Source organism: Pseudomonas sp. RIT-To-2 (assembly GCF_029623465.1).
GTDB lineage: Bacteria > Pseudomonadota > Gammaproteobacteria > Pseudomonadales > Pseudomonadaceae > Aquipseudomonas > Aquipseudomonas silvicola.
In genome coordinates, this window is the sequence record NZ_JAPYKM010000006.1 from 152,036 (window position 1) to 174,259 (window position 22,224).

The window sequence follows — 22,224 nt, forward strand, 5'->3', positions numbered from 1 at the left end:
CTTGGTGCCGGCTTCGGCCGGCGGGAAAACTCAAGAAGCCAGCGGCAGTACTTGCCACAGCCCGTTCTGCTGAATCAATTGGCGGTCGCAATCGGCCTCCGCGGCCGCGCTCAACGCCTGGCCAGGCAGCGCCTGAACCACCCGCTGGCCGTCACGACGCAGCTGGCAGACCTGCTGCCAGAGTGCCGCATCGGTGCTGTCTGGCATCCAGATGCCACCGCTGGGCAGTTCCACCTCGGCGCGACCCAGGGTAACCAGGGTCTTGAGGTCGGTGGAGAACCCCGTCGCCGGACGCGCACGACCGAAGTCGGCGCCGATATCGTCATACCGACCGCCCTGGGCGATCGACTGGCCGACACCCGGAACGAACACCGCGAATACCACACCGGTGTGGTAGTGGTAGCCGCGCAGCTCGCCCAGGTCGAAATACAAGGGCAGCTCGGGGAAACGGGCCGCCAGGCGTTCGGCGATGGCCTGCAAGTCATCCAGGGCCGCGATGACCGGCGCCGGGGCGTTGGCCAGGCGTACACGGGCCTCGGCGAACACTTCAGCCCCACCACACAGCTCGACAAGTGCGCGCAGCATGGCCGCCAGGTCGGTTGGCAGGCCTTCGGTGAGGGCGATGACCTCGTCGATGGCCTTGCGCTGCAGGGCATCGAACAACTGCTGCTCGACGGCGCCACTCAGGCCGGCGGCGCGCGCCAGGCCACGGTAGATGCCCACATGGCCGAGGTCCATGTGCACATCCGCGACATCTGCCAGTTGAAGCATAGCCAGCATCAGGCTGATCACTTCCACATCGCTGCTCGGGCTGGCATCGCCATACAGCTCGGCACCCAACTGGATCGGGCTGCGCGAGGATGACAGGGCCCGCGGCTGGGCATGCAGCACGCTGCCGGCGTAGCACAGCCGGCTCGGGCCTTCACGACGCAGGGTGTGCGCGTCGATGCGCGCCACTTGCGGGGTGATGTCGGCACGGAAGCCCATCTGCCGCCCGGATTGCGGGTCGACAACCTTGAAGGTGCGCAGATCCAGGTCCTGGCCCGCGCCGGTCAGCAGCGACTCCAGGTACTCGATATGCGGGGTGACGACGAACTCATAGCCCCAGCTCTGGAACAGATCCAACACCTGGCGACGCGCTACTTCGATGCGCGCCGCTTCCGGCGGCAGTACTTCTTCGATGCCATCTGGCAGCAGCCAGCGGTCTACCGTTGCCATTACGCCTTTCCCCTATGATCCGGGCGGCACGCCTCCGGGCGAGCCTTGAGTGAAGCAGGCAATGACGAGGCACGTTGCAGCGGTTTTCATGCCGCCCTGCCTGCTTGAGCCATTGCCCTCGATTACTTTGGAAACAGTCTGAAACACTTCGCAAAAGACTGGCGCGAAGGGCCAATCGATCTTGCAGACGCAAAAAAGCCGGGAATTTCCCGGCTGCCGCATCATAACACGTTTTCAGAAATGGTCACCCCGCCGGGCGATTTGACCGCCCGGCGGAGTGCTCCATTCAAGGCTTGTACTTCTCCATGTAGCGGAAGAAGTCGCTGCTTGGGTCCAGCACCAGCACGTCGCTCTTGTTGGAGAAACTCTGACGGTAAGCCTGCAGGCTACGGTAGAAGGAGTAGAACTCCTGATCCTGACCGTAGGCCTTGGCGTAGATGGCGGCCGCCTGGGCATCGCCGTCACCGCGGGCTTCTTCCGACTCGCGATAGGCCTCGGCCAGCAGCACGCGGCGTTGACGATCGGCGTCGGCACGAATGCCTTCGGCCAGCTCGTTACCCTTGGCGCGGTGCTCGCGAGCCTCACGCTCACGCTCGGTACTCATGCGGTCGAAGACGCTTTTGTTCACTTCCTTGGGCAGGTCGATGGCCTTGACCCGCACATCAATGACTTCGATGCCCAACTCGTCGTTGGCCATCTTGTTCAACGACTCGGTGATACCGGCCATCAATTCGTCACGCTGGCCCGACACCACTTCGTGCAGGGTGCGCTTGCCGAACTGGTCACGCAGCCCCGATTCCAGGCGGCGGGACAGGCGGTCATCGGCGATCTGCTTCATGCCCGAGGTAGCGGTATAGAAGCGCTCCGCGTCCTTCACGCGCCACTTGGCGTACGCATCGACCATCACGGCCTTCTTCTCCAGGGTCAGGAACCGCTGGGTAGGGGCATCGAGGGTCATCAGGCGGGCGTCGAACTTGCGCACCTGGTTCACGTACGGCACTTTAACGTGCAGGCCAGGCGGCACATCAGCCTGTACCACGCGACCGAAACGCAGCATTACCGCGCGCTCGGTCTGGGAGACGATGTAGAAGCTGTTCCACGCCACGATGGCCAGTACCACGCCAACGATCAGGGCGATCAGTGATTTATTGCCCATCAGCGAGTCTCCCTGGAACGCAGTTCACGTTGTTGCTGCTGCAGATCGGCGGCCGCACGGGCGCCTGCCGCGTCCGTGACCGGCGGCGTCACGCTGCCCGACACCACTGGCGCATTGCCGTGGCTGCTGTTGACCATCTTGTCCAGCGGCAGGTAGATCAGGTTGTTACCCCCTTTCTCGCTGCTCACCAGCACCTTGCTGGTGTTGCTGTAGACGTCCTGCATGGTCTCCAGGTACAGGCGCTGACGGGTGACCTCCGGTGCCTTGCGGTACTCGGTCACCAGCTTGGTGAAGCGGTCGGCCTCACCCTTGGCACGCGACACCACCTCATCGCGGTAGCCATTGGCGTCCTCGATGATGCGCTGGGCCTGACCACGGGCTTCCGGCACCACGCCATTGGCGTAGGTTTCGGCCTGGTTGCGCGAGCGCTGCTCGTCTTCACGGGCGCGGATCACATCATCGAAGGCTTCCTGGACTTCACGCGGGGCGGCCGCGCTCTGCACGTTGACCTGGGTAATGGTGATACCGGTCTTGTAGGTGTCCATGAAGCCCTGGAGGCGCTTCTTGATTTCGCTGGCCATCAGCTCACGGCCCTCGGTCAGGACCTGGTCCATGGTGGTGGACCCCACCACGTGGCGCAGGGCGCTGTCGGTGGCATGCTGAAGGCTGACTTCCGGCTGGTCGACGTTGAGCACGTAGTCCTGCAGGTTGCTGATGCGGTATTGCACGGTCAGCGGCACCTCGACGATGTTCTCGTCCTCGGTGAGCATCTGGCCCTGCTTGGTGTACGTACGCTCGCGCGTCACGTTTTCCAGGTACTTCTTGTCGAAGGGCGGGAAATAGATGTTCAGGCCCGAGCCGACGGTCTCGTAGTACTTGCCGAAGCGCAGCACCACGGCTTGCTCCTGCTCGTCCACCACGTAGATGGCGCTGTACAGCCAAATGGCGGCCAGCACGACCAGGCCGATCCCGAGCAGGCCGAAGCCACCGCCCCTGGAAGACCCGTTGCCATCACCACCGCGTTTTTTTCCACCACCGAACATGCTGTTCAGGCTTTCCTGCAGCTTTCGGAAGGCCTCGTCGAGATCCGGTGGCCCCTTGCGGTCGCCACCACGGCGTTTGCCACCCCAAGGATCCTGATTGTTCGAGTTGCCACCCGGCTCATTCCAAGCCATAGCGCTCTCCATCTGATAAAGCAAAGACGCACCCACGGCGCGCCAACCAATGCTACAGAATGCCCGAGCTCGCGGCACCGCCGCGTTGCAGGGCTTTTATTGCAAAGTGTGTTGCTCGATGAATTCCAGCGGTTCCATCCCTGCCCGGCTGACCAGACGGTTGAGCTCGCTACGGGGTATTCGCACCGCCAACAGGCTGGCACCTTCCTCGTCATGCGCCTCGCTTTGCACCACACCCATCTCGAAAAACTGTGCCCGCAGGCGCGCCAGGTGCTGTGGCAGGCGCAAGGTAGCGACGAACAGGTCCTCGCCCAGCAGCTCGGCCACGGCCTGTTTGACCAGGTCCAGGCCACGCCCGTCGCGTGCCGACACCCATACCCGCTGCGGCTTGCCATCGGCATCGCGTTGGATCTGTGGCTCCACCCCTTCAAGCAGGTCGAGTTTGTTATACACCTCCAGGATCGGCAACCCTTGGGCACCGATCTCGGTGAGCACCGCCATGACCTGTTCGATCTGCGCCATGCGCTCCGGCTCATGGGCGTCGATCACGTGCAGCAGCAGGTCGGAATTGCTCGACTCTTCGAGCGTAGCCCGGAAAGCCTCCACCAGCTTGTGCGGCAGGTGACGAATGAAGCCCACCGTGTCGGCAAGGATCACCGGGCCCAGGTCATCGAGCTCCAGACGGCGCAGGGTCGGGTCCAGGGTGGCGAACAACTGGTCGGCCGCATACACCTCGGACGAGGTCACGGCATTGAACAGGGTGGATTTGCCGGCGTTGGTGTAACCGACCAGCGAGACCGAAGGAATGTCGGCGCGGCGACGGCCACGACGAGCCTGCTCGCGCTGGCTGCGAACCTTCTCAAGGCGCGCCTTGATCTGGCGCAGGCGTACCCGCAGCAGACGGCGGTCGGTTTCCAGCTGGGTTTCACCCGGGCCACGCAGGCCGATACCGCCTTTCTGGCGCTCAAGGTGAGTCCAGCCGCGGACCAGTCGCGTACTCATGTGCTCGAGCTGGGCGAGTTCCACCTGCAGCTTGCCTTCATGGGTGCGCGCCCGCTGGGCGAAGATATCCAGAATCAGACCGGTACGGTCAAGCACGCGACACTCGAAAGCACGTTCGAGGTTACGTTCCTGGCTGGGTGTGAGGGTGTGATTGAAAATCACCAGATCGACCTGTTCGGCTTTGACCTGGTCGCGCAATTCCTCGACCTTGCCGCTGCCTATCAGGTATTTGGCCGTGGGCTGATGCCGCGCCACGTTGACGAACGCGACAGTTTCGGCGCCGGCCGAAACGGCCAGCTCCTGAAACTCCTGCGGATCTTCGCGCGCCTCAGGGTCATGACCATCCAAGTGAACGAGAATGGCCCGTTCACCACCACCGTGGCGCTCAAAGAACAAAGCAGACTCCTATCAGGCGTTACCTGGTTCGACGTCGCCATGCTCGGATTCGGTTGCGCTAGGCAGACGGATCGGGCGCACAGGAACGACGGTGGAGACAGCGTGCTTGTAAACCATCTGGCTTACGGTGTTCTTGAGCAGAATCACGAACTGGTCGAACGATTCGATGGTGCCTTGCAACTTGATACCGTTAACGAGGTAGATCGAAACGCCGACCTTCTCTTTACGCAATGTATTCAAGTAAGGGTCTTGTAGCGAATGCCCTTTTGACATGTGCCGCACTCCTTTAAGGATCAATAGTAAGAAATATCAGAAAAAATGATGGCTTAGGCCGCCCCACCCCAAGGATAGACGGCAATTACAAGGACTCAGCTCAATATGGAGACCGTTCCAAGGTATTTCAAGGTGCGTGGCAGATTGTCACAAGCCAGGCTGTCCAACCAGTGAAGATCACCGAAGCTTCGCAGCCAGGTGAACTGCCGTTTGGCGAGTTGACGTGTCGCAATGATGCCGCCTTCCTGCATTTCCACCGAGCTCAGCTTGCCATCCAGATGATCCCAGACTTGGCGGTAACCCACTGCACGTATAGACGGCAGGCCGGCGTGCAAGTCACTTCTGGCACGCAAGGCTCTGACCTCGTCGACGAACCCCTGTTCCAGCATCTGCCGAAAACGCAGGGCGATACGTTCGTGAAGCACCTGGCGATCCGTCGGCGCAATCGCCAGGCTGGCAACAGTATAGGGCAATTGACCGGCACCCGTAGCGCCTGCGTCGGTACTTTGCGCAGATTGTCGAGCGCGGTGCTCGGTCATGCTGGAACCGCTTACCCGGTAAACTTCCAATGCACGGATCAGGCGCTGGGGGTCATTGGGGTGGATTCGCGCTGCCGATACCGGATCGACCCGGGCCAGTTCGTCGTGCAGAACCTGCAGCCCACCGGCCTGGGCCATGGCCTCCAGCTGTTCGCGCACCGCGGAATCGGCCGGGGGCATATCGGCCAACCCGTCCAGCAACGCCTTGAAATACAACATCGTGCCGCCGACCAGTAACGGGATATTGCCACGCGAGGTGATCTCGGCCATCGCCTGCAAGGCGTCGGCACGAAATTCGGCAGCCGAGTAGGCCTCGGACGGGTCGATGATGTCGATCAGGCGGTGTGGGTGGGCGGCCAGGATGTCCTTGGAAGGCTTGGCGGTGCCGATGTCCATGCCGCGGTACACCAGCGCCGAATCGACGCTGATCAACTCGATGGGCAGTACTTTGCTCAGCTCGATGGCAAGGTCGGTCTTGCCGGCGGCCGTGGGGCCCATCAGGAATATCGCTGGGGGTAACGCACTCATCGGTATCAACGGCCACGCAGGAAGAGTTTGTCCAGGTCGTCCAGGCCCATCTGGGTCCAGGTGGGACGGCCATGGTTGCATTGGCCGCTGCGCTCAGTGTTTTCCATGTCGCGCAGCAGGCCGTTCATTTCCGGGATGGCCAGGCGCCGGTTGGCGCGGATGGCGCCGTGGCAGGCCATGGTGCCCAGCAGTTCATTGAGGTGGGCCTGAATTCGGTCGCTGGTACCGTACTCCATGAGGTCGGCGAGCACGTCATGCACCAGGCGGTTGGCCTCGGCCTGCTTGAGCAGGGCCGGGATCTGCCGAATGGCCAGGCTTTCCGGGCCCAGGCGTTGCAGCTCGAAGCCCAGGCGCTGGAACCAGACGGCGTGCTCCTCGGCGCAATCGGCCTCGCGCTGGCTGACGGCGATGGATTCGGGCACCAGCAGCGGCTGGCCACTGAGGCCTTCACTGGCCATGGCCACTTTCAGGCGCTCATACATGATGCGCTCATGGGCGGCGTGCATGTCCACCAGCACCAGCCCCTGGGCGTTCTCGGACAGAATGTAGATGCCCTTGAGCTGCGCCAGCGCGTAGCCCAGCGGCGGTATGTCACCCTGGCCTTCCGGCAGGTTGGGAGCCGCGGCGCCCGCTGCCTGGGGCAATGGCGCATAGAATTCACGGTAGGCCGCCTGGGTCTCGGCGGTGGGCGCCGGCTGGGCCGGGCGCGGTACGTATTGGTAGCCCGCACCTGAGCTGGCACTGTAGCCGCGGCTGGCAACTTCCGGTTGCTGCTGTTGCTGCTCGAGCACGTTGGCCGCCAGGCGCATCTCGCCCTGGGGCCCGAATTCACCAGCCTCCAGGCCGCTGGGGCGCGCTACTGGTTCGATGGCCGGGGCAGACGGCAACTGGTTTTCCGGGCGCACGTCCGCCAGGGCGCGGTGCAGGGTGCCGTAGAGGAAATCATGCACCATGCGCCCATCACGGAAGCGCACTTCGTGCTTGGTGGGGTGGACGTTGACGTCTACCACCGCTGGGTCGACTTCGAAGAACAGGACGAAGGTCGGGTGGCGGCCGTTGAACAGCACATCGCGGTAGGCCTGGCGCACTGCGTGGGCCACCAGCTTGTCGCGCACGGCGCGGCCGTTGACGAAGAAGTACTGCATGTCGGCCTGGCTGCGCGAGAAGGTCGGCAGGCCGACCCAACCCCACAGGTGCAGGCCGTTGCGCTCCACCTCAATGGGCAGCGCCTGTTCCAGGAAACCCGGGCCGCAGATGGCGCCCACGCGTCGGGCACGGGCCGTGTCATCGTGGGCTTCGTGCAGGCTGAGGATGCTCTTGCCGTTGTGGCGCAGGTGGAAGCCTACGTCAAAACGCGCCAGTGCCAGACGCTTGATCACTTCTTGAAGGTGATCGAATTCGGTTTTTTCGGTTTTGAGAAACTTGCGCCGCGCCGGGGTATTGAAGAACAGATCCCGCACTTCAACCGAAGTACCTACCGGGTGCGCCGCCGGCTGCACGCGCGGGGACATGTCCCGGCCTTCGGTTTCCACCTGCCAGGCCTGCTCGGCATCCCGGGTGCGCGAGGTCAGCGTCAGGCGCGCCACCGAGCTGATGGAAGCCAGGGCCTCACCCCGGAAGCCTAGGCTCATCACCCGCTCCAGGTCCTCCAGGTCACGGATCTTGCTGGTGGCGTGGCGGGCCAGCGCCAGGGGCAGGTCGTCCGAGGCAATACCGCTGCCGTCGTCGCGCACCCGCAGGAGCTTGACGCCGCCCTGCTCCACTTCCACGTCGATGCGCCGGGCGCCGGAGTCCAGGCTGTTTTCCAGCAGTTCCTTGATGACCGACGCCGGGCGCTCAACCACCTCGCCAGCGGCGATCTGGTTGGCAAGGCGGGGGCTGAGCAGTTCGATACGGGCGGAAGACGTCATTGCTGTGCCGCCAGTACGGTTGCAGGAATTTCCAGGGTCTGGCCTATCTTCAATTCATCGGTGGTCAGGTTGTTGGCGCTGCGCAGGGTAGCCACCGACTGGTTGTAGCGCACGGCAAGCATGGGCAGGGTTTCGCCGGGGCGCACCACGTGCTCGGTAGGCCCTTGGGCCAGTTTGCCGCTGTCACGCAGCCAGGCAATGTAGGTGCCCGGTGGCGGGTTCTGCTGGAAGAACTGGCGCACGCCGCTGGTGATGGAGCGCGCCAGGGCTTGCTGGTGGCTGGAGCTTTGCAGCTTGGCGGCTTCGCCCGAGTTGGAGATGAAGCCGGTTTCCACCAGGATCGACGGGATGTCCGGGGACTTCAGCACCATGAACCCGGCCTGCTCGACCCGCGCCTTGTGCAGCGGGGTCACGCGGCCGATGTTGCTTAACACTTTCTGGCCCACGTTGAGGCTGGAACTGAGGGAGGCCGTCATGGACAGGTCCAGCAGCACGCCGGCAAGCATCTTGTCCTTGTCATCGAGGCTGACGGCCCCGGCACCACCGATCAGGTCGGAGCGGTTTTCACTGTCGGCCAGCCAACGCGCGGTCTCGGAAGTGGCCCCACGTTCGGACAGCGCGAATACCGAGGCGCCCACGGCCGCCGAAGATGGCGCGGCGTCGGCATGGATGGACACGAACAGGTCGGCACCCTTCTTGCGGGCGATCTCGGTGCGCTGGCGCAGCGGGATGAAGTAATCACCCGTACGGGTCAATTCGGCGCGGAAGCCTTTCTCGCCGTTGATCTGGCGTTGCAGTTCGCGGGCGATCTGCAGGGTGATGTCCTTTTCGTGTTGGCCGCGCGACCCCGAGGCGCCCGGGTCTTCGCCGCCGTGGCCGGCGTCGATGGCAACGATGATGTCACGCTTGCCGTTTGGCACCGGCGCCAGCTTGATCGCCGGCTGCACCGGCGTCACGGGCACGGCGGGCGTGGTGGCCACGGTAGGCTCCGGCGGTGGCGGCGTGGCGTCGGCGGCGTTGTCGAACAGGTCTACCACCAGGCGGTTGCCATATTGCTGGTTGGGCGCCAGGGAGAAGCTTTTCGGGGTCACGGCCTTTTTCAGGTCGATGACCACCCGCAGGTCGGTGGGTGTGCGCTGGGCCGAACGCACCGAGGTAATCGGCGTGTTGGCGATCGGCAGGTTCAGCGGCGCGCCCAGGGTGGCGCCGTTGATGTCGATCACCAGGCGGTCAGGGGATTGCAGGGTGAACAGGCTATGCTCGACCGGGCCCGACAGGTCGAATACCAGCCGCGTGTTATCCGGCGCTCGCCACAGCCGAACACTCTTGACCTGCGAAGCCGCCACGGCGTCGACGGCATATGCCACCAACAGCAACCCCACCAACGCGACCAGCGCGCGAATGCGCATACAAACACCCACCCAGAATTATTTGATTTTCTGTGCCAGGACGGCACACCACGACTCGCCACGCGCGCCCTGTGGCGTCAAAGTCAGCGAACGGCCGCCCGCGTGGGGGCGTATGGTAATGGTCAGGTCAGGCTTTGGCAAAAAGCCCGCACCACGCTGAGGCCACTCGATCAGACAGAGAGCGTCACCTTCAAAGTAATCCCGAATGCCAAGAAATTCCAGTTCTTCGGGATCGACAAGGCGATACAGATCAAAATGATAGGCGCGAAAGCTCGCAGACTCGTAAGGTTCGACCAGGGTGAAGGTCGGGCTCTTCACCGCGCCGGTGTGCCCAAGCCCCCGGATCAGCCCCCGTGACAGCGTGGTTTTACCGGCTCCCAGGTCGCCTTCGAGGAAGATCACCCCGATGGCCTGGGTGACCTGTGCCAGACGGCCGCCAAAGGCGACCATGGCGTCTTCGTCGGGCACAAACAGCTCTATTTCAGACAAGGGGACAGCTCCTCGAACAACTGACGGATGGCTGGAATCAGATCGGTGGCCGCCAGCCCGCGGCCCTTGCTACCTTGTTGCTCGCCCGCGCACGCATGCAGCCACACGCCCAGACAGGCGGCATCATACGGGGCCATGTGCTGCGCCAGAAGAGCGCCCAGCACACCGCTGAGCACATCCCCCAGCCCGGCGGTGGCCATGGCCGGGTGGCCGTGGTTGCACAGCGCCAGGCGACCATCCGGCGCGGCGATCAAGCTGCCGGCGCCTTTCAGTACGCAGACGGTCGAAAACTTCTTCGCCAGGGCCAGCGCCGCATGGGCACGGTCGGCCTGCACCTGGGCGGTTGTCACGCCCAGCAGGCGCGCTGCCTCGCCCGGGTGTGGAGTAATGACGCACCCCGCCGGCAAGACCACGCGGCCCTCGGCCAACTGGTTCAGGGCATCGGCGTCCCAGACCTGAGCCTTGGCCACCGTCGCCGCAATGGACAGCAGGCTACGCCCCCAACTGGCCTGGCCAAGGCCGGGGCCAATGACGACGATATCGGCCTTGTCCAGCGGGCCCAGCAGTTGATTGGACGAATGAACGCCCAGAGCCATCACCTCGGGCAGCCGGGTAATGGCCGCTGGCACATGCTCGGCCCGGGTCGCCAGGCTGACCATGCCAGCCCCCGTGCGCAAGGCCGCTTCGGCGCTCATCAACGTGGCGCCCCCCGTGCCCAGGTCGCCACCGATGACCAGCACCTGGCCGTAATTGCCCTTGTGCGCGGTCATGGGCCTTGGGGCGGGCCGGGGAAGTGAAACGATGCTCAGGCGCCGAGCCATGACCGGCTGGGCAGCGACGATCGCCGGTTCAGCCTGCAGGTCGTCAAACACCAGGCGGCCCACCTGGTCGGCAGCCTGGCCGCTGAACAGCCCGAACTTCAAGCCGATGAAGGTCACCGTGAGGTCGGCCCTGACCCCATGACCAAGGACCTGACCGGTATCGGTGCACAACCCCGAAGGGATATCCACCGCCAACACTGGCAGACCACTGGCGTTCATAGCGTCGATCGCGTCGGCGTAGGGCGAACGCACCGTGCCGGTCAGGCCGGTGCCTAGCAGCGCGTCCACCAGCACCCCTTGCAAGGGCGTATCCGCCGACCACGGCTGGATGTCGACCCGGGCAGCCCGCGCCTCAGCCAGGGCCGCCGCGGCATCGCCCTGCAGACGGGCGGTATCACCCACCGCCAGCACAGTCACCGACCAGCCCGCTCGCTGGGCCAGGGCCGCGATCAGGTAGCCGTCGCCGGCATTGTTGCCGTGCCCGGCCAGTACCGTTACCCCATCGGCCTGGGGCCAGTGCCGGCGCAAGGCGCGCCAGGCGGCGTGGGCGGCGCGCTGCATCAGTTCAAAACCGTCGGTACCGGCCGCGATCAGGGCCGCATCGAGCGCCCGCACCTGGGCCGCGCTGTACAGCAGGTCGGGCATGTCGTCGTCTGGAAGTGGCATGGTTGAACGTTCACTCGCAATGTCTGGCAGAATTATACCCACCTCAGCCCCGGTTTCCCTCTTCGCATGTCCGCCGTCATCGCCGATCTCCCCGCACTGGCCCAATCCATCAAAGACTGGGGCCGCGAACTGGGCTTCCAGCAAGTCGGCATCGCCGGCCTGGACCTTGGCGAACACGAAAAACACCTGGAACGCTGGCTGGCAGCCGGCTACCACGGCGAAATGGAATACATGGGCGCCCACGGCAGCAAGCGCTCGCACCCTGACGAACTGGTACCCGGCACCCTGCGCGTGGTCTCCCTGCGCATGGACTACCTACCTGGCGACACCGGCATGGCGCAACTGCTGGCCCAGCCGGAAAAGGCCTATGTATCGCGCTACGCCCTGGGCCGCGACTACCACAAGCTGATCCGCAAGCGCGTGCAGCAACTGGCCGAACGCATCCAGCAGGCCATCGGCCCGTTTGGCTACCGCGCCTTCGTCGACAGCGCCCCGGTGCTGGAAAAGGCCATCGCCGAACAGGCGGGCCTGGGCTGGATAGGCAAGAATACCCTGGTGTTGAACCGCAAGGCGGGCAGTTACTTCTTCCTCAGCGAACTGTTCGTCGACTTGCCACTGCCCGTGGACGAACCCCACGCCACGGAACACTGCGGCCGTTGCAGCGCCTGCCTGGACATATGCCCCACCAATGCCTTCGTCGGACCGTACGTACTGGATGCACGGCGGTGCATCTCGTACCTGACCATCGAGCTGAAAAGCGCGATACCGGAAGAACTGCGGCCCCTGATCGGCAACCGCGTGTTTGGCTGCGATGACTGTCAGATCGTCTGCCCCTGGAACCGCTTCGCCCGCCCCAGCGGCGAGGGCGACTTCAAGCCTCGGCACAACCTGGATAACGCCGGTTTGGCGGAGCTGTTCCTGTGGGATGAAGCGACGTTTCTCAGCAGTACCGAAGGGTCGCCATTGCGGCGGGCGGGGTATGAGCGCTGGCTGCGCAACCTGGCAGTGGGCCTGGGGAATGCGCCGTCGACCATTCCGGTGCTGGAGGCACTGGCTGCGCGGCGCGAATACCCTTCCGAGCTGGTGCGCGAGCATGTGGAATGGGCGCTGCGCCAGCATGCGCAGCGCGCTTCGGCGCAGTGACTGGATACTTCCCCCAGGCCTGGGACCCATCGAATTACACCGCCCTCAGGCCGACGGGTTATGTTGCGCAGTGGGTCGCTCTATGGCTATTTCATCACCCAACGCGTAGGTGCAACACGCCAGCACGTAACCCTGCGCTCGGTCCTTCGCACTGATGGCGAAATCATCTCGGGTCTGGTACTCACCTGACCGCACCTTGACCCGGCACCGACCACAGATTCCCGCACGGCACTGGTTGGGAATGGAAACACCTTGCGCCTCCAACCCTTCCAGCAGTGATCTGGCAGGGTCGATATTCACCACCTGGCCATCAATCCGCGCCTTGACCTGCGCTGCCGCTGTCGTCTCCGGGCTGTCGAGGTTCAGGCGGGTGAACGCCTCAACGAAGACTTCGCTGCCAGGCAAACGCTGGCGCGCACATTCCTCATGGAATTGAGCAAACGGGGAGCCACCGCAGATCACTACACCTTCCCATCCCCGCGCCCCGAATACCGCCTGCGGGTCGGGCCTGCCATGGCTGAAGCATTGCATGCGCGGCAGAACGCACTGCCGGGTCAAGTACACACTGAGCTCAAACCAATCGGACTCCAGGTGAAGTGACAACAGCTCCTGCAGGAAGGGCAAGCGCTGCAGGTCCTGGATGACCGCAACCAGATGCACCGTGGGAACAGGCTCACCTTGCTGCCGCCGTTGCACCAGGCCACGCAAAAGGGCAACGGGCAAGGTCACCCCTATGCCCGAGGCCACCATCAGCAAAGAGTTCTTTTGCGCAACCCGGTCAATGTTGATATCCCCCCCTACCCCCGCCAGGCCCACCACGCACCCAGGCCGCATTCGGTCCACAAGGCTATCGGAAACGCCACCATTGCCTGACCGCCTGACCGACACCTGGAAACCCTGTGCGGGCCCCAGCCCGCATATCGAATAACAACGACGCCCGGAACGCCCTTGCATATCCGGAAAGTCGATGGAAATGAAACGTCCCAACTCGATCTGCTTGTTATCCTCACCATTGAGAGGCGTGAAGCCGATCGACCAGATATCGTGTGCTTCCTGTCGCACCCAATCACATACCAAAAACGATTCCAAATGCCCCTCCTCCGTATTGCCCGCCCCATGATCCAGACAACGAAATCAACCCAGGCCGATGCGCTCAAGCAATGCTGTTACGGAATCGGTGTAGACCTGCACTTCACCAAACCCCTGACTGTCGGCAATGATGTCATTGGCGCCTGCCAGGCCCACCAGTGAGAACACATGCGCCCAAGCGCCCATTTCGTTATCGGCAAACATGTGCACGGTTTTTCTGATGACTTCCTGCAAATAACAACACTCGGACTTGGAGAGCCCTTGGACAATATCCATGGCGACGAAAGAAAAGACACTCGAGTGACTCCATTCATCCTCGGCATGCGTTCTGGTTACCTCACGACAGACAACCTGAATCTCGGTGTCTTCCGACATTCGCTTCAAATAGTCGGTAATCATGGTTTCGCTGGCGCATGCCATGCCGAAGCGCGTTAATCTGCGTTGCCACTCCGCCGTGCAGGACGCGAGTATTTCATCTTTCCAGCGCAACAGATTGAATTGCGAAAAGTTCAGCAGCGGTACATGGCGCCTGTCATAGATGTAATTGCACGCATTGACCGACATTTTCGTGTGCAGGGCCTCATCCAGCAACGCCTCGGCGATGGCTTCCTGCATGACGGACCTTCGATGCCCGACCAATGGCGAAAACTTGAGGAGGTCTTCACAGGCAGGCGTGACAATATCGCACTCGATATATATCGTTTTCAGATTGTAGATGATCCAGGCGTAGGTCAGGCATTCGGATTGTTGCTCAGCCGTTGCGCAACGCCACCCTTCATGCCGAGAGAATGGCAGCAACCCTTCGCAGAAGTCAGGACGCGTCGGATCAAATACCATATGTTCGAACGGCAACGGCGCACGATTGACCGCTGCCCGACTTTTCCAGAGCACTGTGAGCTTTTCCAGCATAGCCATAACCGCACTGGACTCTTCACCCGCACAGGACATTGATCTTCTCCATGAAAATACTGCACGACGATGCTGTAACCAGCACCTTTGATTGTTCACTTGGGCGTGGATCCCAAGAGAAACAATTATCGTGCAATATTGTTCAAATCAATACCCCATAGCCGATAAAGAGAAGCCTCCTACACTCAAACAGACAAAGAGCCGGCAAACAGTCAATCAAATACATAGGGAGTGAAAATCGGCTCGGCAAAACAGAGTTTTATACCTTCGGGTGTCGACTCAAGAAGCCGCTTTTCACCCACTCGCTTGAACACACTTATACTGAAACCGTCCTCCACACCGAACCTGCCGATGACATCACCCAAAACGCTCAAGGGGCCTGGTCGTTCAACGTCGATGGAACACCACACCTTTCCTTCCTTGCTGACTTCAACCCTGAATAGTTCCATGAAACAGTTCCTTTCTCATATCAATGGTGTCGAACCCTGCAAACGCCCACTCCAGTCCTCCACTTCCCCCTCCTTCAAACGGCGATCAACCAGCCGTTGCCACGAGGGCACCAAAGGCAGCATGCGCAGCCTGGCCAACTCGCCACGATCCATCGAGCGGTGGTAGAGGACTGAAATAATGCGCCACAGGGTCCATTCCGGATAAGGCCGCGCCAGCAGTTCGAATGAATCGCCAACGCTCATTTCGCCTTCTTCCAATACCCGGTAATACCAGCCCGTCATCCCCGTACGCTGCATGCGCAACGCCATGTCGCCCACGGCAAAGCGGTCGTTGAGCTTCCAGCAGGGCTGCCGCGTCTGGCTCACTTCAAGCATCGCGCTGCCACAGCGAATGACATCCCCCAGGCAAACCGTGCTTTCCGTCATGCCCGACGTATGGAGGTTCTCGCCAAACGCGCCCGGCGCCCGCAGCAGGGCATGCGCCCCCACATGCGAGCGCCATGATGGGTAATGCTCCGACGGGTACTGATGTACCGCCTTGTCAATGCCACCGTGGATGCGCCGATCGCCCTGTTCATCGCCCTGCAGGCCCAGCGTCGAGACGGCCACCGTGGATCCCGCCAGCCGTTTGGCGATGGCGCTGTGGGTACCCTCCCGGGTAAAAGGCACCGCCTTGCCTACCAGCAAGGCCTCAACCCTGCCCAGCAGCATCAGGCTGGGTCTGCAGGCAGGTCGAGCCAATCGGCGAACAGTTGCTGGCACAGCAGCACCTCGCCAGCGCGCAACTCGGCGGCCTGGCTGCGCAGCGCCCGCGGGTCGATGCCAGCACCGTGCAATTCGGCAGCATGCCCTACCAGCCACGCCTCGATCTGCCGTGGGTCCGCTTCCAGATGGAACTGCAAAGCCAGCACGGCATCTCCGACGACGAATGCTTGATGTGGGCAGATGGCGGACGCCGCGAGGTGCGTGGCGCCCGGGGGAATCTCGAACTGGTCGCCGTGCCAATGCAACACCGGTATCGACGCATGCAGGGGCGCCAGCACCGAGGCGCGCCCTTCGGCCGTCAGGGTCAGCGGCCAATAGCCTATTTCCTTCACACCCATGGGTTTTACCTGGGCACCCATTGCCCGTGCGATCAACTGCGCACCCAGGCACACACCGAGCAACTTGCCGCCCGACGCCAGACGCTGCTCGACCAGCTGCAGCACCTCGCCCAGGTAGGGATAGACCGCCTCATCGAAGGCCCCAATGGGACCGCCCAGCACTACCAGCAGATCCGGCTCGCCGGCATCCAGGCCGTCGAGGTCAGCCACGGGCGCCTCCAACATGCGCACGCTGTAACCACGCTGTGCCAGCACCTCGGCAAAGATCCCCAAGCCTTCAAACGCCACATGACGCACAACCCAAGCACTTTTCATTTTTGTACCAATACAATATAGTGAATGTATGAGTACATTATTGGTGACTGGCTCCACCGCTGTCGAGATCGCTGAATCGATTGAGCGGCTAATCCGCGACCGGGAAATTGTTACCGGGCACCTGCTGCCGGCCGTTCGCCCGCTGGCAGCGCAGCTCAACGTCAGCCCCAACACCGTGGCCGCCGCGTACAAGCTGCTGCGCGATGCCCAGTGGGTCGTCACCGATGGCAGGCGCGGCACCCGGGTGGCAGCCCAGCAAGCGGCCGAGGTTCCCCGGCATGCGCTGCCGGAGCATTTGCGCGACCTGGCCAGCGGCAATGTCGACGGCCGCCTGCTTCCACGCCTGCGCGGCGACGACTGGGGTCACCTGCCCCGCGACACCGGGTACGACATCCAGGCCAATGAGCCACAGTTGCTGGCCCTCGCGGCCCGCTGGCTGCACAGCCAGCACCTGCCCTCCCAGGACATCGGCGTATTCCAGGGCGCAATGGATTGCATGGAAAAAGCCCTGCGCGCCCACTGCCGGCCAGGCAACCGGGTACTGGTAGAGACGCCCTGCTGGCCACCGGTGCTGGCGCTGCTGGCCAGCCTGCGGCTCAAACCCGTCGCCTTGGCCAGCGACACCCACGGCGCCTGCGTTGCGAGTAAACAGACGCTGCAGGACGCCACTGCCGTGATTCTCACGCCCCGGGCCCAGAACCCCACCGGGCGTACGTTCTCGGCCGCGCGCTGGCACGCCTGGACAACTGCCCTCCAGTACGCGCCGGGGACCTTGCTGATGCTGGACGATCATTGGGGGCCGCTCAGCCATGCCGTTCCGCCCATGGGCATGGTGATGCCTGCGCTGTGGGTGCACATTACCTCGGTGAGCAAATTTCTCGGGCCCGACCTGCGGCTGTCGGTCGCGACCGGCGCCCCCCGGGTGCTGGCCGATATGCAGCGTTTGCAGTCACTGGCCTCACGCTGGGTGAGCCTGCTGGTGCAACGGCTGGCCGCGAGGTTGTGGCAACAGGCGCTGGATGAAGCGCTGTTGCCGCGCGCTGCTGAAAGTTATGCACAGCGGCGCAACGCGTTGTTCAACGCATTGGAACGCCATGGGGTGCAGTGCGAGCGAGGTGGCGAAGGGATGCATGTGTGGCTGCCCGTGGCGGACGAGGCATCCGCGGTCCAGGCGCTGGCATCCTATGGGTGGGGCGTGCAGGCTGGGGCGCCTTTCCAACTGGGAAGCGGTGCGGCGGTGCGGGTCAGCATGGCCAATCTCGAGATCGGCGACATCGAGGCGCTGGCAGGGGATATTGCCCTGTCGCTGCGCTTGAATCGGCGTCCGGTGTATTAGCCAGCCCCTGCACCCGGCGCCACGTCCGGGACGCGGGCGTCGCCAAATCAGAACTTGATGAAGTGCTGACGGTAATGACGCAGCTCGGCGATCGACTCGCGGATGTCGTCCAGCGCCAGGTGGGTGCTGCCCTTCTTGAAGCTGTCCTTGACCTCCGGCGCCCAGCGCGCGGCCAGTTCCTTGAGGGTGGAAACGTCGAGGTTGCGGTAGTGGAAGTAGTTTTCCAGCGCGCGCATATGGCGGTACAGGAAACGGCGGTCCTGGCAGATGCTGTTGCCGCAGATCGGCGATTTGCCCTTGGGCACCCACTGTTCGAGGAAAGCGATGGTCTGGGCTTCGGCCTCGGCCATGCTGACCTTGCTGTCACGCACGCGCTGGGTCAAACCCGAGTTGCCGTGGGTACGCGTGTTCCATTCGTCCATCCGCGCCAGCACTTCGTCGCTGTGGTGAATGGCAATGACCGGGCCTTCGGCCAGGGTATTGAGGTTACTATCGGTGACGATAGTGGCCATTTCGATGATGACGTCGGTATCCGGGTCCAGGCCGGTCATTTCCAGGTCAATCCAGATCAGGTTGTCAGCGTTTTGCATGTGAAAAACTCCTCGGCTTGGCTGCGCAGTTTAGCTCACCCGGGCATGCTAAACTCGTCGCCGTTTCAATTACCCTCCGCACGGAACACTCATGGCCAAACGCCAGCTCAACCGTCGCCAGAATTGGCGCATCGAAAAAATCCAGGGTGAGCGCGCCGCTCGCGCCGCCAAACGCGAATCGCACACGCTGGAAGCGCTGGAAGGCGGTGACCTGGGCCCCGAACAAACAGGGCTGGTGATCGCCCACTTCGGTGTCCAGGTAGAGGTCGAGGCTCAGGAAGGCGAACTGGCCGGCCAGGTGTTCCGTTGCCACCTGCGCGCCAACTTGCCCGCGCTGGTGACCGGCGATACGGTGGTATGGCGCGCGGGCAACCAGGGCATCGGCGTGATCGTTGCCCAACTGCCCCGCAGCACCGAGCTGTGCCGGCCAGACAGCCGAGGCCAGCTCAAGCCGGTGGCGGCCAACGTCGACCTGATCGTCATTGTATTCGCGCCCATGCCTGAACCACACGCCAACCTGATCGACCGCTACCTGGTGGCCGCCGAGCATGCGGGGATTCGCCCGTTGCTGTTGCTCAACAAGGCCGACCTCATCGACGACCAGAACGCCCCGGCGCTGAATGCACTGCTGGCCGTGTACCGCCAGCTGGGCTACCCGCTGCTGGAGGTGTCGGCGCACCACGGTGATGGCATGCAGCAGTTGCAGGCGCAACTCGACGGGCATATCAGCGTGTTCGTCGGGCAGTCCGGCGTGGGCAAATCCTCGCTGGTCAACAGCCTGCTACCCGAGGTGCAGACCCGCGTGGGGCCGCTGTCGGAGCTGTCCGGGCAGGGTACCCATACCACGACCACGGCACGGCTGTTCCACTTCCCGGGTGGCGGCGAATTGATCGACTCCCCTGGTATTCGCGAGTTCGGCCTGGGGCACGTGAGCCGCGCCGACGTGGAAGCTGGCTTCATCGAGTTCGACGACCTGATTGGCCATTGCCGTTTCCGCGACTGCAAGCATGACCGCGAGCCGGGTTGCGCACTGCTCCTGGCTTTGGCCGAAGGCCGTGTGCAGCAACAGCGCATGAACAGCTACCGGTCGATCATCGCCAGCTTGCCGGAAGACACCTACTAGCGGGCCGTTGGCGCTCCTGCCCCCGCGGGCGCGGGCGCCAGCAAGCCGGTTTCCGAAGTTTTTGTGGTGAAACGTGTAGGAAATTTTACCTCCGCATGTAGGACGCTTCTTTTTATCGCGCCATCCATTGCTGAATAAAACGATTCTGAACGATTGTCAGCCCGTCACTCATTCGACTGAAAGGGACTGCCATGTCGACCTATCACTTGTTCATCAGCCGCTCCTGGCGCTATTCGGACGCTTACGACCGCCTGCTCAACCTGCTCGAACTGGACGCCAGCTTCATCTTCCAGAGCCACGCGGTGCCTGACCCGCACCCGGTGGTGGAGCGCACGCCGGCAGAACTGGAGCAGGCCATCGCCGAACACCTGCGGCCATGCTCGGTACTGCTGATCATGGCCGGGGTGTACCCCACCTATAGCCAGTGGATCGACCCCGAAATAGAGGTGGCCCAGCGCCTGGGCAAGCCGGTGATCGCGGTCAAACCGTTTGGGCCGGAGCGCATATCTCCCAGGGTGCGGGGTGCGGCCCACGCCGAGTGTGGCTGGCACACGCGCCACATCATCAGCGCCATTACCCGTCATGCCTGAAAAGCACGACGCCCGCCGCGACAGGGTCGGGGCGGGCGTCGGGCAACGCAGCGGGGTTACTCCTTCGGCTCGTCCATCTTCAAGGTACCGTCCTCGAAGAGATTCAGCTTCTGGCGCAACTCCCGCGGCTGCACGGGCGCGTTCGGGTCAGCGGCCGAAGCCCCCGGCCCTGGCGTCGGCTTCGCCGCGCCCGCCGGGGCCGGGGTGCCCGGTGCGGCCGGTGCGGCGGCAGGGGCAGCCCCGGGTGCAGGCGGCGTGGCGTCGGGAGTGCTTTCGCCTTCGATCTCGCGCTGGGCCTTCTTGGTCAGCACCACGATGTCGATGCGGCGGTTGACCGGGTTCAGCGGGTTCTTGCGGTCAAACAGCGAAGAAGACGCGTAACCCACCACTCGGGCAACCTGACCATCAGGATAACCACCACCTTCCAGCGCACGCCGGGCAGCGTTGGCGCGGTTGGCCGACAGCTCCCAGTTGCCGAAGTCACCCTGGCCCGAATAAGGCTGGGCGTCGGTGTGGCCGCTGACGCTGATCTTGTTCGGCACCGCCTTGATGGTGTCGGCCATGGCCAGCAGGATGTCCTCGAAGTACGGTTTCAGGCGCGCACTGCCGGTGTCGAACATCGGGCGGTTCTCGGCGTCCATGATCTGGATGCGCAAGCCTTCCTGAGTGATCTCGAACAGGATCTGGTCCTTGAATTTCTGCAGTTGCGGGTTCTGGTCCACTTTGTTCTGCAGTTCCTGCAGCAGCAGGTTCAAGCGTTCCTGGTCGATTTTCTCGGCCATCTGCTCGGCGTCGTTCTCGTTGATCTTGTCGGGTGTGGTAGGCGTGGGCGGCGAGCTCTCGATGTCCGGGTTCAGGGTCTTGTCCGGCGCGAGCTTGGGCGTACCCCCCATGTCGATGATGTAAGGCGAGCCGCTTTCGGAAAAGCCTACCGGGTCCTGGAAGTAACCCGCGATGGCCAGTTTCTGCTCCGGGGTGGCCGTGGACAGCAACCACAGCACCAGGAAGAACGCCATCATCGCCGTGGCGAAGTCGGCGAAGGCGATCTTCCAGGCACCACCATGGTGGCCGCCGGCGAAGCGCTTGACGCGCTTGATGATTATCGGCTGGTTATTTTCCATGACTCAGCGACCGCGGACTGCTTGTTCCAGCTCGGAGAAGCTCGGGCGGTGGGCCGGGAACAGCACCTTGCGGCCGAATTCAACGGCCAGCGAGGGCGGCATGCCCGAGGCCGAGGCCACCAGCGAGGCCTTGATGGCCTCGTAGACATTCACTTCTTCCTTGGCATCGTGACCGAGGGCCGTGGCCAGCGGGCCCATGAAACCGTAGGCTGCCAGAATACCGAAGAAGGTACCGACCAGTGCGCCACCCACGTGGGCGCCGATCACGGCCTTGTCGCCGTCACCCAGGGACGCCATGGTCACCACGATACCCAGTACCGCCGCGACGATACCGAAACCGGGCATGCCGTCGGCGATGCCGGTGACCGCATGCGAGGTGTGCTCCAGCTCTTCCTTGATGCTCTGCAGTTCCATGTCGAACAGGCCTTCGAGCTCATGGGGCGCCATGTTGCCCGACGACATGATGCGCAGGTAGTCACAGATATAAGCGGTCATGCGCTCGTCCTTGAGCACGGTCGGGTACTTGGCGAAAATGGGGCTGGCGGCGGCATCTTCGATGTCGCTCTCGATTGCCATCATGCCCTCACGACGGCTCTTGTTGAGGATCTCGTAGACCAGGCTCAGCACTTCGATGTAGAAGCCGTGGGAGAACCGCGACTTGAACATGCCCAAGCCTTTCTTGATGACCTTCATGGTCATGTAGCCGGGGTTCGCCTGCAGGAAGGCACCGAACGCGGCGCCACCGATGATCAGCACTTCGAAGGGCTGGATCAACGCTGCAATCTTACCGTGGGACAGAACATATCCGCCGAGCACACTCGCGAATACGACGATGATGCCGATAATTTTAGCCATAGGTTGGAAGCACTTACAT

At 63.0% G+C, this 22,224-nt stretch carries 22 protein-coding genes; 4 read left to right on the plus strand and 18 right to left on the minus strand.

The window, feature by feature from the left end; genetic code table 11:
* Positions 1-30: 30 nt before the first annotated feature.
* The 10 genes from QBK88_RS07970 to QBK88_RS08015 all read right to left on the minus strand — a co-directional run bounded on the left by QBK88_RS07970 (position 31) and on the right by QBK88_RS08015 (position 11,582).
* Positions 31-1,218, minus strand: coding sequence for an ATP phosphoribosyltransferase regulatory subunit (locus QBK88_RS07970; protein WP_277961622.1), 1,188 nt, complete (start codon positions 1,216-1,218; stop codon positions 31-33).
* 286 nt (positions 1,219-1,504) lie between these two features.
* Positions 1,505-2,374 carry a protease modulator HflC gene (hflC, locus tag QBK88_RS07975; RefSeq protein WP_268145896.1) on the minus strand — a complete coding sequence of 290 codons (870 nt, stop codon included), beginning with the start codon at positions 2,372-2,374 and terminating at the stop codon, positions 1,505-1,507.
* Entirely contained in the window at positions 2,374-3,549 is a 1,176-nt protein-coding gene (gene hflK, locus QBK88_RS07980) for an FtsH protease activity modulator HflK (protein WP_268145897.1), read from the minus strand. The genes hflC and hflK overlap by 1 nt, the downstream gene beginning before the upstream one ends.
* 96 nt (positions 3,550-3,645) lie before the next feature.
* Positions 3,646-4,947, minus strand: coding sequence for a ribosome rescue GTPase HflX (hflX, locus tag QBK88_RS07985; protein ID WP_277961623.1), 1,302 nt, complete (start codon positions 4,945-4,947; stop codon positions 3,646-3,648).
* Positions 4,948-4,959: 12 nt separating this feature from the next.
* Positions 4,960-5,220, minus strand: a complete 261-nt coding sequence (hfq, locus tag QBK88_RS07990) for an RNA chaperone Hfq (protein WP_008368554.1) — start codon at positions 5,218-5,220, stop codon at positions 4,960-4,962.
* A gap of 95 nt (positions 5,221-5,315) precedes the next feature.
* Positions 5,316-6,287: a tRNA (adenosine(37)-N6)-dimethylallyltransferase MiaA gene (gene miaA / locus QBK88_RS07995; RefSeq protein ID WP_277961624.1), complete on the minus strand. Its 972-nt coding sequence runs from the start codon at positions 6,285-6,287 to the stop codon at positions 5,316-5,318.
* Between the two features lie 5 nt (positions 6,288-6,292).
* A complete protein-coding gene (gene mutL, locus QBK88_RS08000; protein ID WP_277961625.1) occupies positions 6,293-8,197 on the minus strand; it encodes a DNA mismatch repair endonuclease MutL in 1,905 nt (634 codons plus the stop codon).
* Positions 8,194-9,618 carry an N-acetylmuramoyl-L-alanine amidase gene (locus tag QBK88_RS08005; RefSeq protein ID WP_268145898.1) on the minus strand — a complete coding sequence of 475 codons (1,425 nt, stop codon included), beginning with the start codon at positions 9,616-9,618 and terminating at the stop codon, positions 8,194-8,196. Before QBK88_RS08005 ends, mutL begins: the two co-directional genes overlap by 4 nt.
* Positions 9,619-9,624: 6 nt before the next feature.
* Positions 9,625-10,095, minus strand: a complete 471-nt coding sequence (gene tsaE, locus QBK88_RS08010) for a tRNA (adenosine(37)-N6)-threonylcarbamoyltransferase complex ATPase subunit type 1 TsaE (RefSeq protein WP_268145900.1) — start codon at positions 10,093-10,095, stop codon at positions 9,625-9,627.
* Complete coding sequence (locus QBK88_RS08015; protein ID WP_277961626.1) at positions 10,083-11,582, minus strand: NAD(P)H-hydrate dehydratase; 1,500 nt, start codon at positions 11,580-11,582, stop codon at positions 10,083-10,085. Before QBK88_RS08015 ends, tsaE begins: the two co-directional genes overlap by 13 nt.
* A gap of 66 nt (positions 11,583-11,648) precedes the next feature.
* Here QBK88_RS08015 and queG point away from each other — a divergent pair, with 66 nt between their 5' ends.
* Positions 11,649-12,725 carry a tRNA epoxyqueuosine(34) reductase QueG gene (gene queG, locus QBK88_RS08020; protein WP_277961627.1) on the plus strand — a complete coding sequence of 359 codons (1,077 nt, stop codon included), beginning with the start codon at positions 11,649-11,651 and terminating at the stop codon, positions 12,723-12,725.
* Between the two features lie 45 nt (positions 12,726-12,770).
* Here the strand turns inward: queG and QBK88_RS08025 are convergent, their stop codons facing one another.
* The 5 genes from QBK88_RS08025 to QBK88_RS08045 all read right to left on the minus strand — a co-directional run bounded on the left by QBK88_RS08025 (position 12,771) and on the right by QBK88_RS08045 (position 16,590).
* On the minus strand, positions 12,771-13,814 hold the full coding sequence (locus QBK88_RS08025) for a 2Fe-2S iron-sulfur cluster-binding protein (protein ID WP_277961628.1): 1,044 nt from the start codon (positions 13,812-13,814) through the stop codon (positions 12,771-12,773).
* Positions 13,815-13,859: 45 nt separating this feature from the next.
* On the minus strand, positions 13,860-14,762 hold the full coding sequence (locus QBK88_RS08030) for a diiron oxygenase (RefSeq protein ID WP_277961629.1): 903 nt from the start codon (positions 14,760-14,762) through the stop codon (positions 13,860-13,862).
* A gap of 173 nt (positions 14,763-14,935) precedes the next feature.
* The gene (locus tag QBK88_RS08035; protein ID WP_277961630.1) at positions 14,936-15,172 is read right to left on the minus strand and encodes a hypothetical protein; all 237 of its coding nucleotides are present in this window, start codon (positions 15,170-15,172) and stop codon (positions 14,936-14,938) included.
* A 15-nt stretch (positions 15,173-15,187) separates the two neighbouring features.
* Positions 15,188-15,883: an MOSC domain-containing protein gene (locus QBK88_RS08040; RefSeq protein ID WP_277961631.1), complete on the minus strand. Its 696-nt coding sequence runs from the start codon at positions 15,881-15,883 to the stop codon at positions 15,188-15,190.
* On the minus strand, positions 15,883-16,590 hold the full coding sequence (locus QBK88_RS08045; RefSeq protein WP_277961632.1) for a glutamine amidotransferase: 708 nt from the start codon (positions 16,588-16,590) through the stop codon (positions 15,883-15,885). The genes QBK88_RS08040 and QBK88_RS08045 overlap by 1 nt, the downstream gene beginning before the upstream one ends.
* A gap of 28 nt (positions 16,591-16,618) precedes the next feature.
* Between QBK88_RS08045 and QBK88_RS08050 the strand changes: the two genes are divergently transcribed.
* Positions 16,619-17,926, plus strand: coding sequence for an aminotransferase class I/II-fold pyridoxal phosphate-dependent enzyme (locus tag QBK88_RS08050; RefSeq protein ID WP_277961633.1), 1,308 nt, complete (start codon positions 16,619-16,621; stop codon positions 17,924-17,926).
* A gap of 47 nt (positions 17,927-17,973) precedes the next feature.
* Here QBK88_RS08050 and orn read toward each other — a convergent pair whose 3' ends face one another.
* Positions 17,974-18,516 carry an oligoribonuclease gene (orn, locus tag QBK88_RS08055; protein ID WP_268145909.1) on the minus strand — a complete coding sequence of 181 codons (543 nt, stop codon included), beginning with the start codon at positions 18,514-18,516 and terminating at the stop codon, positions 17,974-17,976.
* A 91-nt stretch (positions 18,517-18,607) separates the two neighbouring features.
* On the opposite strand from orn, the gene rsgA reads away from it, so the two are divergent.
* Both rsgA and QBK88_RS08065 read left to right on the plus strand, forming a co-directional pair.
* Positions 18,608-19,639: a small ribosomal subunit biogenesis GTPase RsgA gene (gene rsgA, locus QBK88_RS08060; RefSeq protein WP_277961634.1), complete on the plus strand. Its 1,032-nt coding sequence runs from the start codon at positions 18,608-18,610 to the stop codon at positions 19,637-19,639.
* 191 nt (positions 19,640-19,830) lie between these two features.
* Positions 19,831-20,229 (plus strand): TIR domain-containing protein, encoded by a 399-nt coding sequence (locus tag QBK88_RS08065; protein WP_277961635.1) that lies wholly within the window; start codon positions 19,831-19,833, stop codon positions 20,227-20,229.
* A gap of 56 nt (positions 20,230-20,285) precedes the next feature.
* Here the strand turns inward: QBK88_RS08065 and motB are convergent, their stop codons facing one another.
* Both motB and motA read right to left on the minus strand, forming a co-directional pair.
* On the minus strand, positions 20,286-21,350 hold the full coding sequence (gene motB, locus QBK88_RS08070; protein WP_277961636.1) for a flagellar motor protein MotB: 1,065 nt from the start codon (positions 21,348-21,350) through the stop codon (positions 20,286-20,288).
* 3 nt (positions 21,351-21,353) lie between these two features.
* On the minus strand, positions 21,354-22,205 hold the full coding sequence (motA, locus tag QBK88_RS08075) for a flagellar motor stator protein MotA (RefSeq protein ID WP_277961637.1): 852 nt from the start codon (positions 22,203-22,205) through the stop codon (positions 21,354-21,356).
* Between the last annotated feature and the right edge of the window lie 19 nt (positions 22,206-22,224).

What these genes read in the sequence shown, in the direction of transcription:
- QBK88_RS07970 (WP_277961622.1), bottom strand. Translation starts at nt 1,218, where the DNA reads ATGGCAACGGTAGACCGCTGGCTGCTGCCAGATGGCATCGAAGAAGTA.
- hflC (WP_268145896.1), bottom strand. Translation starts at nt 2,374, where the DNA reads ATGGGCAATAAATCACTGATCGCCCTGATCGTTGGCGTGGTACTGGCC.
- hflK (WP_268145897.1), bottom strand. Translation starts at nt 3,549, where the DNA reads ATGGCTTGGAATGAGCCGGGTGGCAACTCGAACAATCAGGATCCTTGG.
- hfq (WP_008368554.1), bottom strand. Translation starts at nt 5,220, where the DNA reads ATGTCAAAAGGGCATTCGCTACAAGACCCTTACTTGAATACATTGCGT.
- miaA (WP_277961624.1), bottom strand. Translation starts at nt 6,287, where the DNA reads ATGAGTGCGTTACCCCCAGCGATATTCCTGATGGGCCCCACGGCCGCC.
- mutL (WP_277961625.1), bottom strand. Translation starts at nt 8,197, where the DNA reads ATGACGTCTTCCGCCCGTATCGAACTGCTCAGCCCCCGCCTTGCCAAC.
- QBK88_RS08015 (WP_277961626.1), bottom strand. Translation starts at nt 11,582, where the DNA reads ATGCCACTTCCAGACGACGACATGCCCGACCTGCTGTACAGCGCGGCC.
- queG (WP_277961627.1), top strand. Translation starts at nt 11,649, where the DNA reads ATGTCCGCCGTCATCGCCGATCTCCCCGCACTGGCCCAATCCATCAAA.
- QBK88_RS08030 (WP_277961629.1), bottom strand. Translation starts at nt 14,762, where the DNA reads ATGTCCTGTGCGGGTGAAGAGTCCAGTGCGGTTATGGCTATGCTGGAA.
- QBK88_RS08035 (WP_277961630.1), bottom strand. Translation starts at nt 15,172, where the DNA reads ATGGAACTATTCAGGGTTGAAGTCAGCAAGGAAGGAAAGGTGTGGTGT.
- QBK88_RS08040 (WP_277961631.1), bottom strand. Translation starts at nt 15,883, where the DNA reads ATGCTGCTGGGCAGGGTTGAGGCCTTGCTGGTAGGCAAGGCGGTGCCT.
- QBK88_RS08045 (WP_277961632.1), bottom strand. Translation starts at nt 16,590, where the DNA reads ATGAAAAGTGCTTGGGTTGTGCGTCATGTGGCGTTTGAAGGCTTGGGG.
- QBK88_RS08050 (WP_277961633.1), top strand. Translation starts at nt 16,619, where the DNA reads ATGAGTACATTATTGGTGACTGGCTCCACCGCTGTCGAGATCGCTGAA.
- orn (WP_268145909.1), bottom strand. Translation starts at nt 18,516, where the DNA reads ATGCAAAACGCTGACAACCTGATCTGGATTGACCTGGAAATGACCGGC.
- rsgA (WP_277961634.1), top strand. Translation starts at nt 18,608, where the DNA reads ATGGCCAAACGCCAGCTCAACCGTCGCCAGAATTGGCGCATCGAAAAA.
- QBK88_RS08065 (WP_277961635.1), top strand. Translation starts at nt 19,831, where the DNA reads ATGTCGACCTATCACTTGTTCATCAGCCGCTCCTGGCGCTATTCGGAC.
- motB (WP_277961636.1), bottom strand. Translation starts at nt 21,350, where the DNA reads ATGGAAAATAACCAGCCGATAATCATCAAGCGCGTCAAGCGCTTCGCC.
- motA (WP_277961637.1), bottom strand. Translation starts at nt 22,205, where the DNA reads ATGGCTAAAATTATCGGCATCATCGTCGTATTCGCGAGTGTGCTCGGC.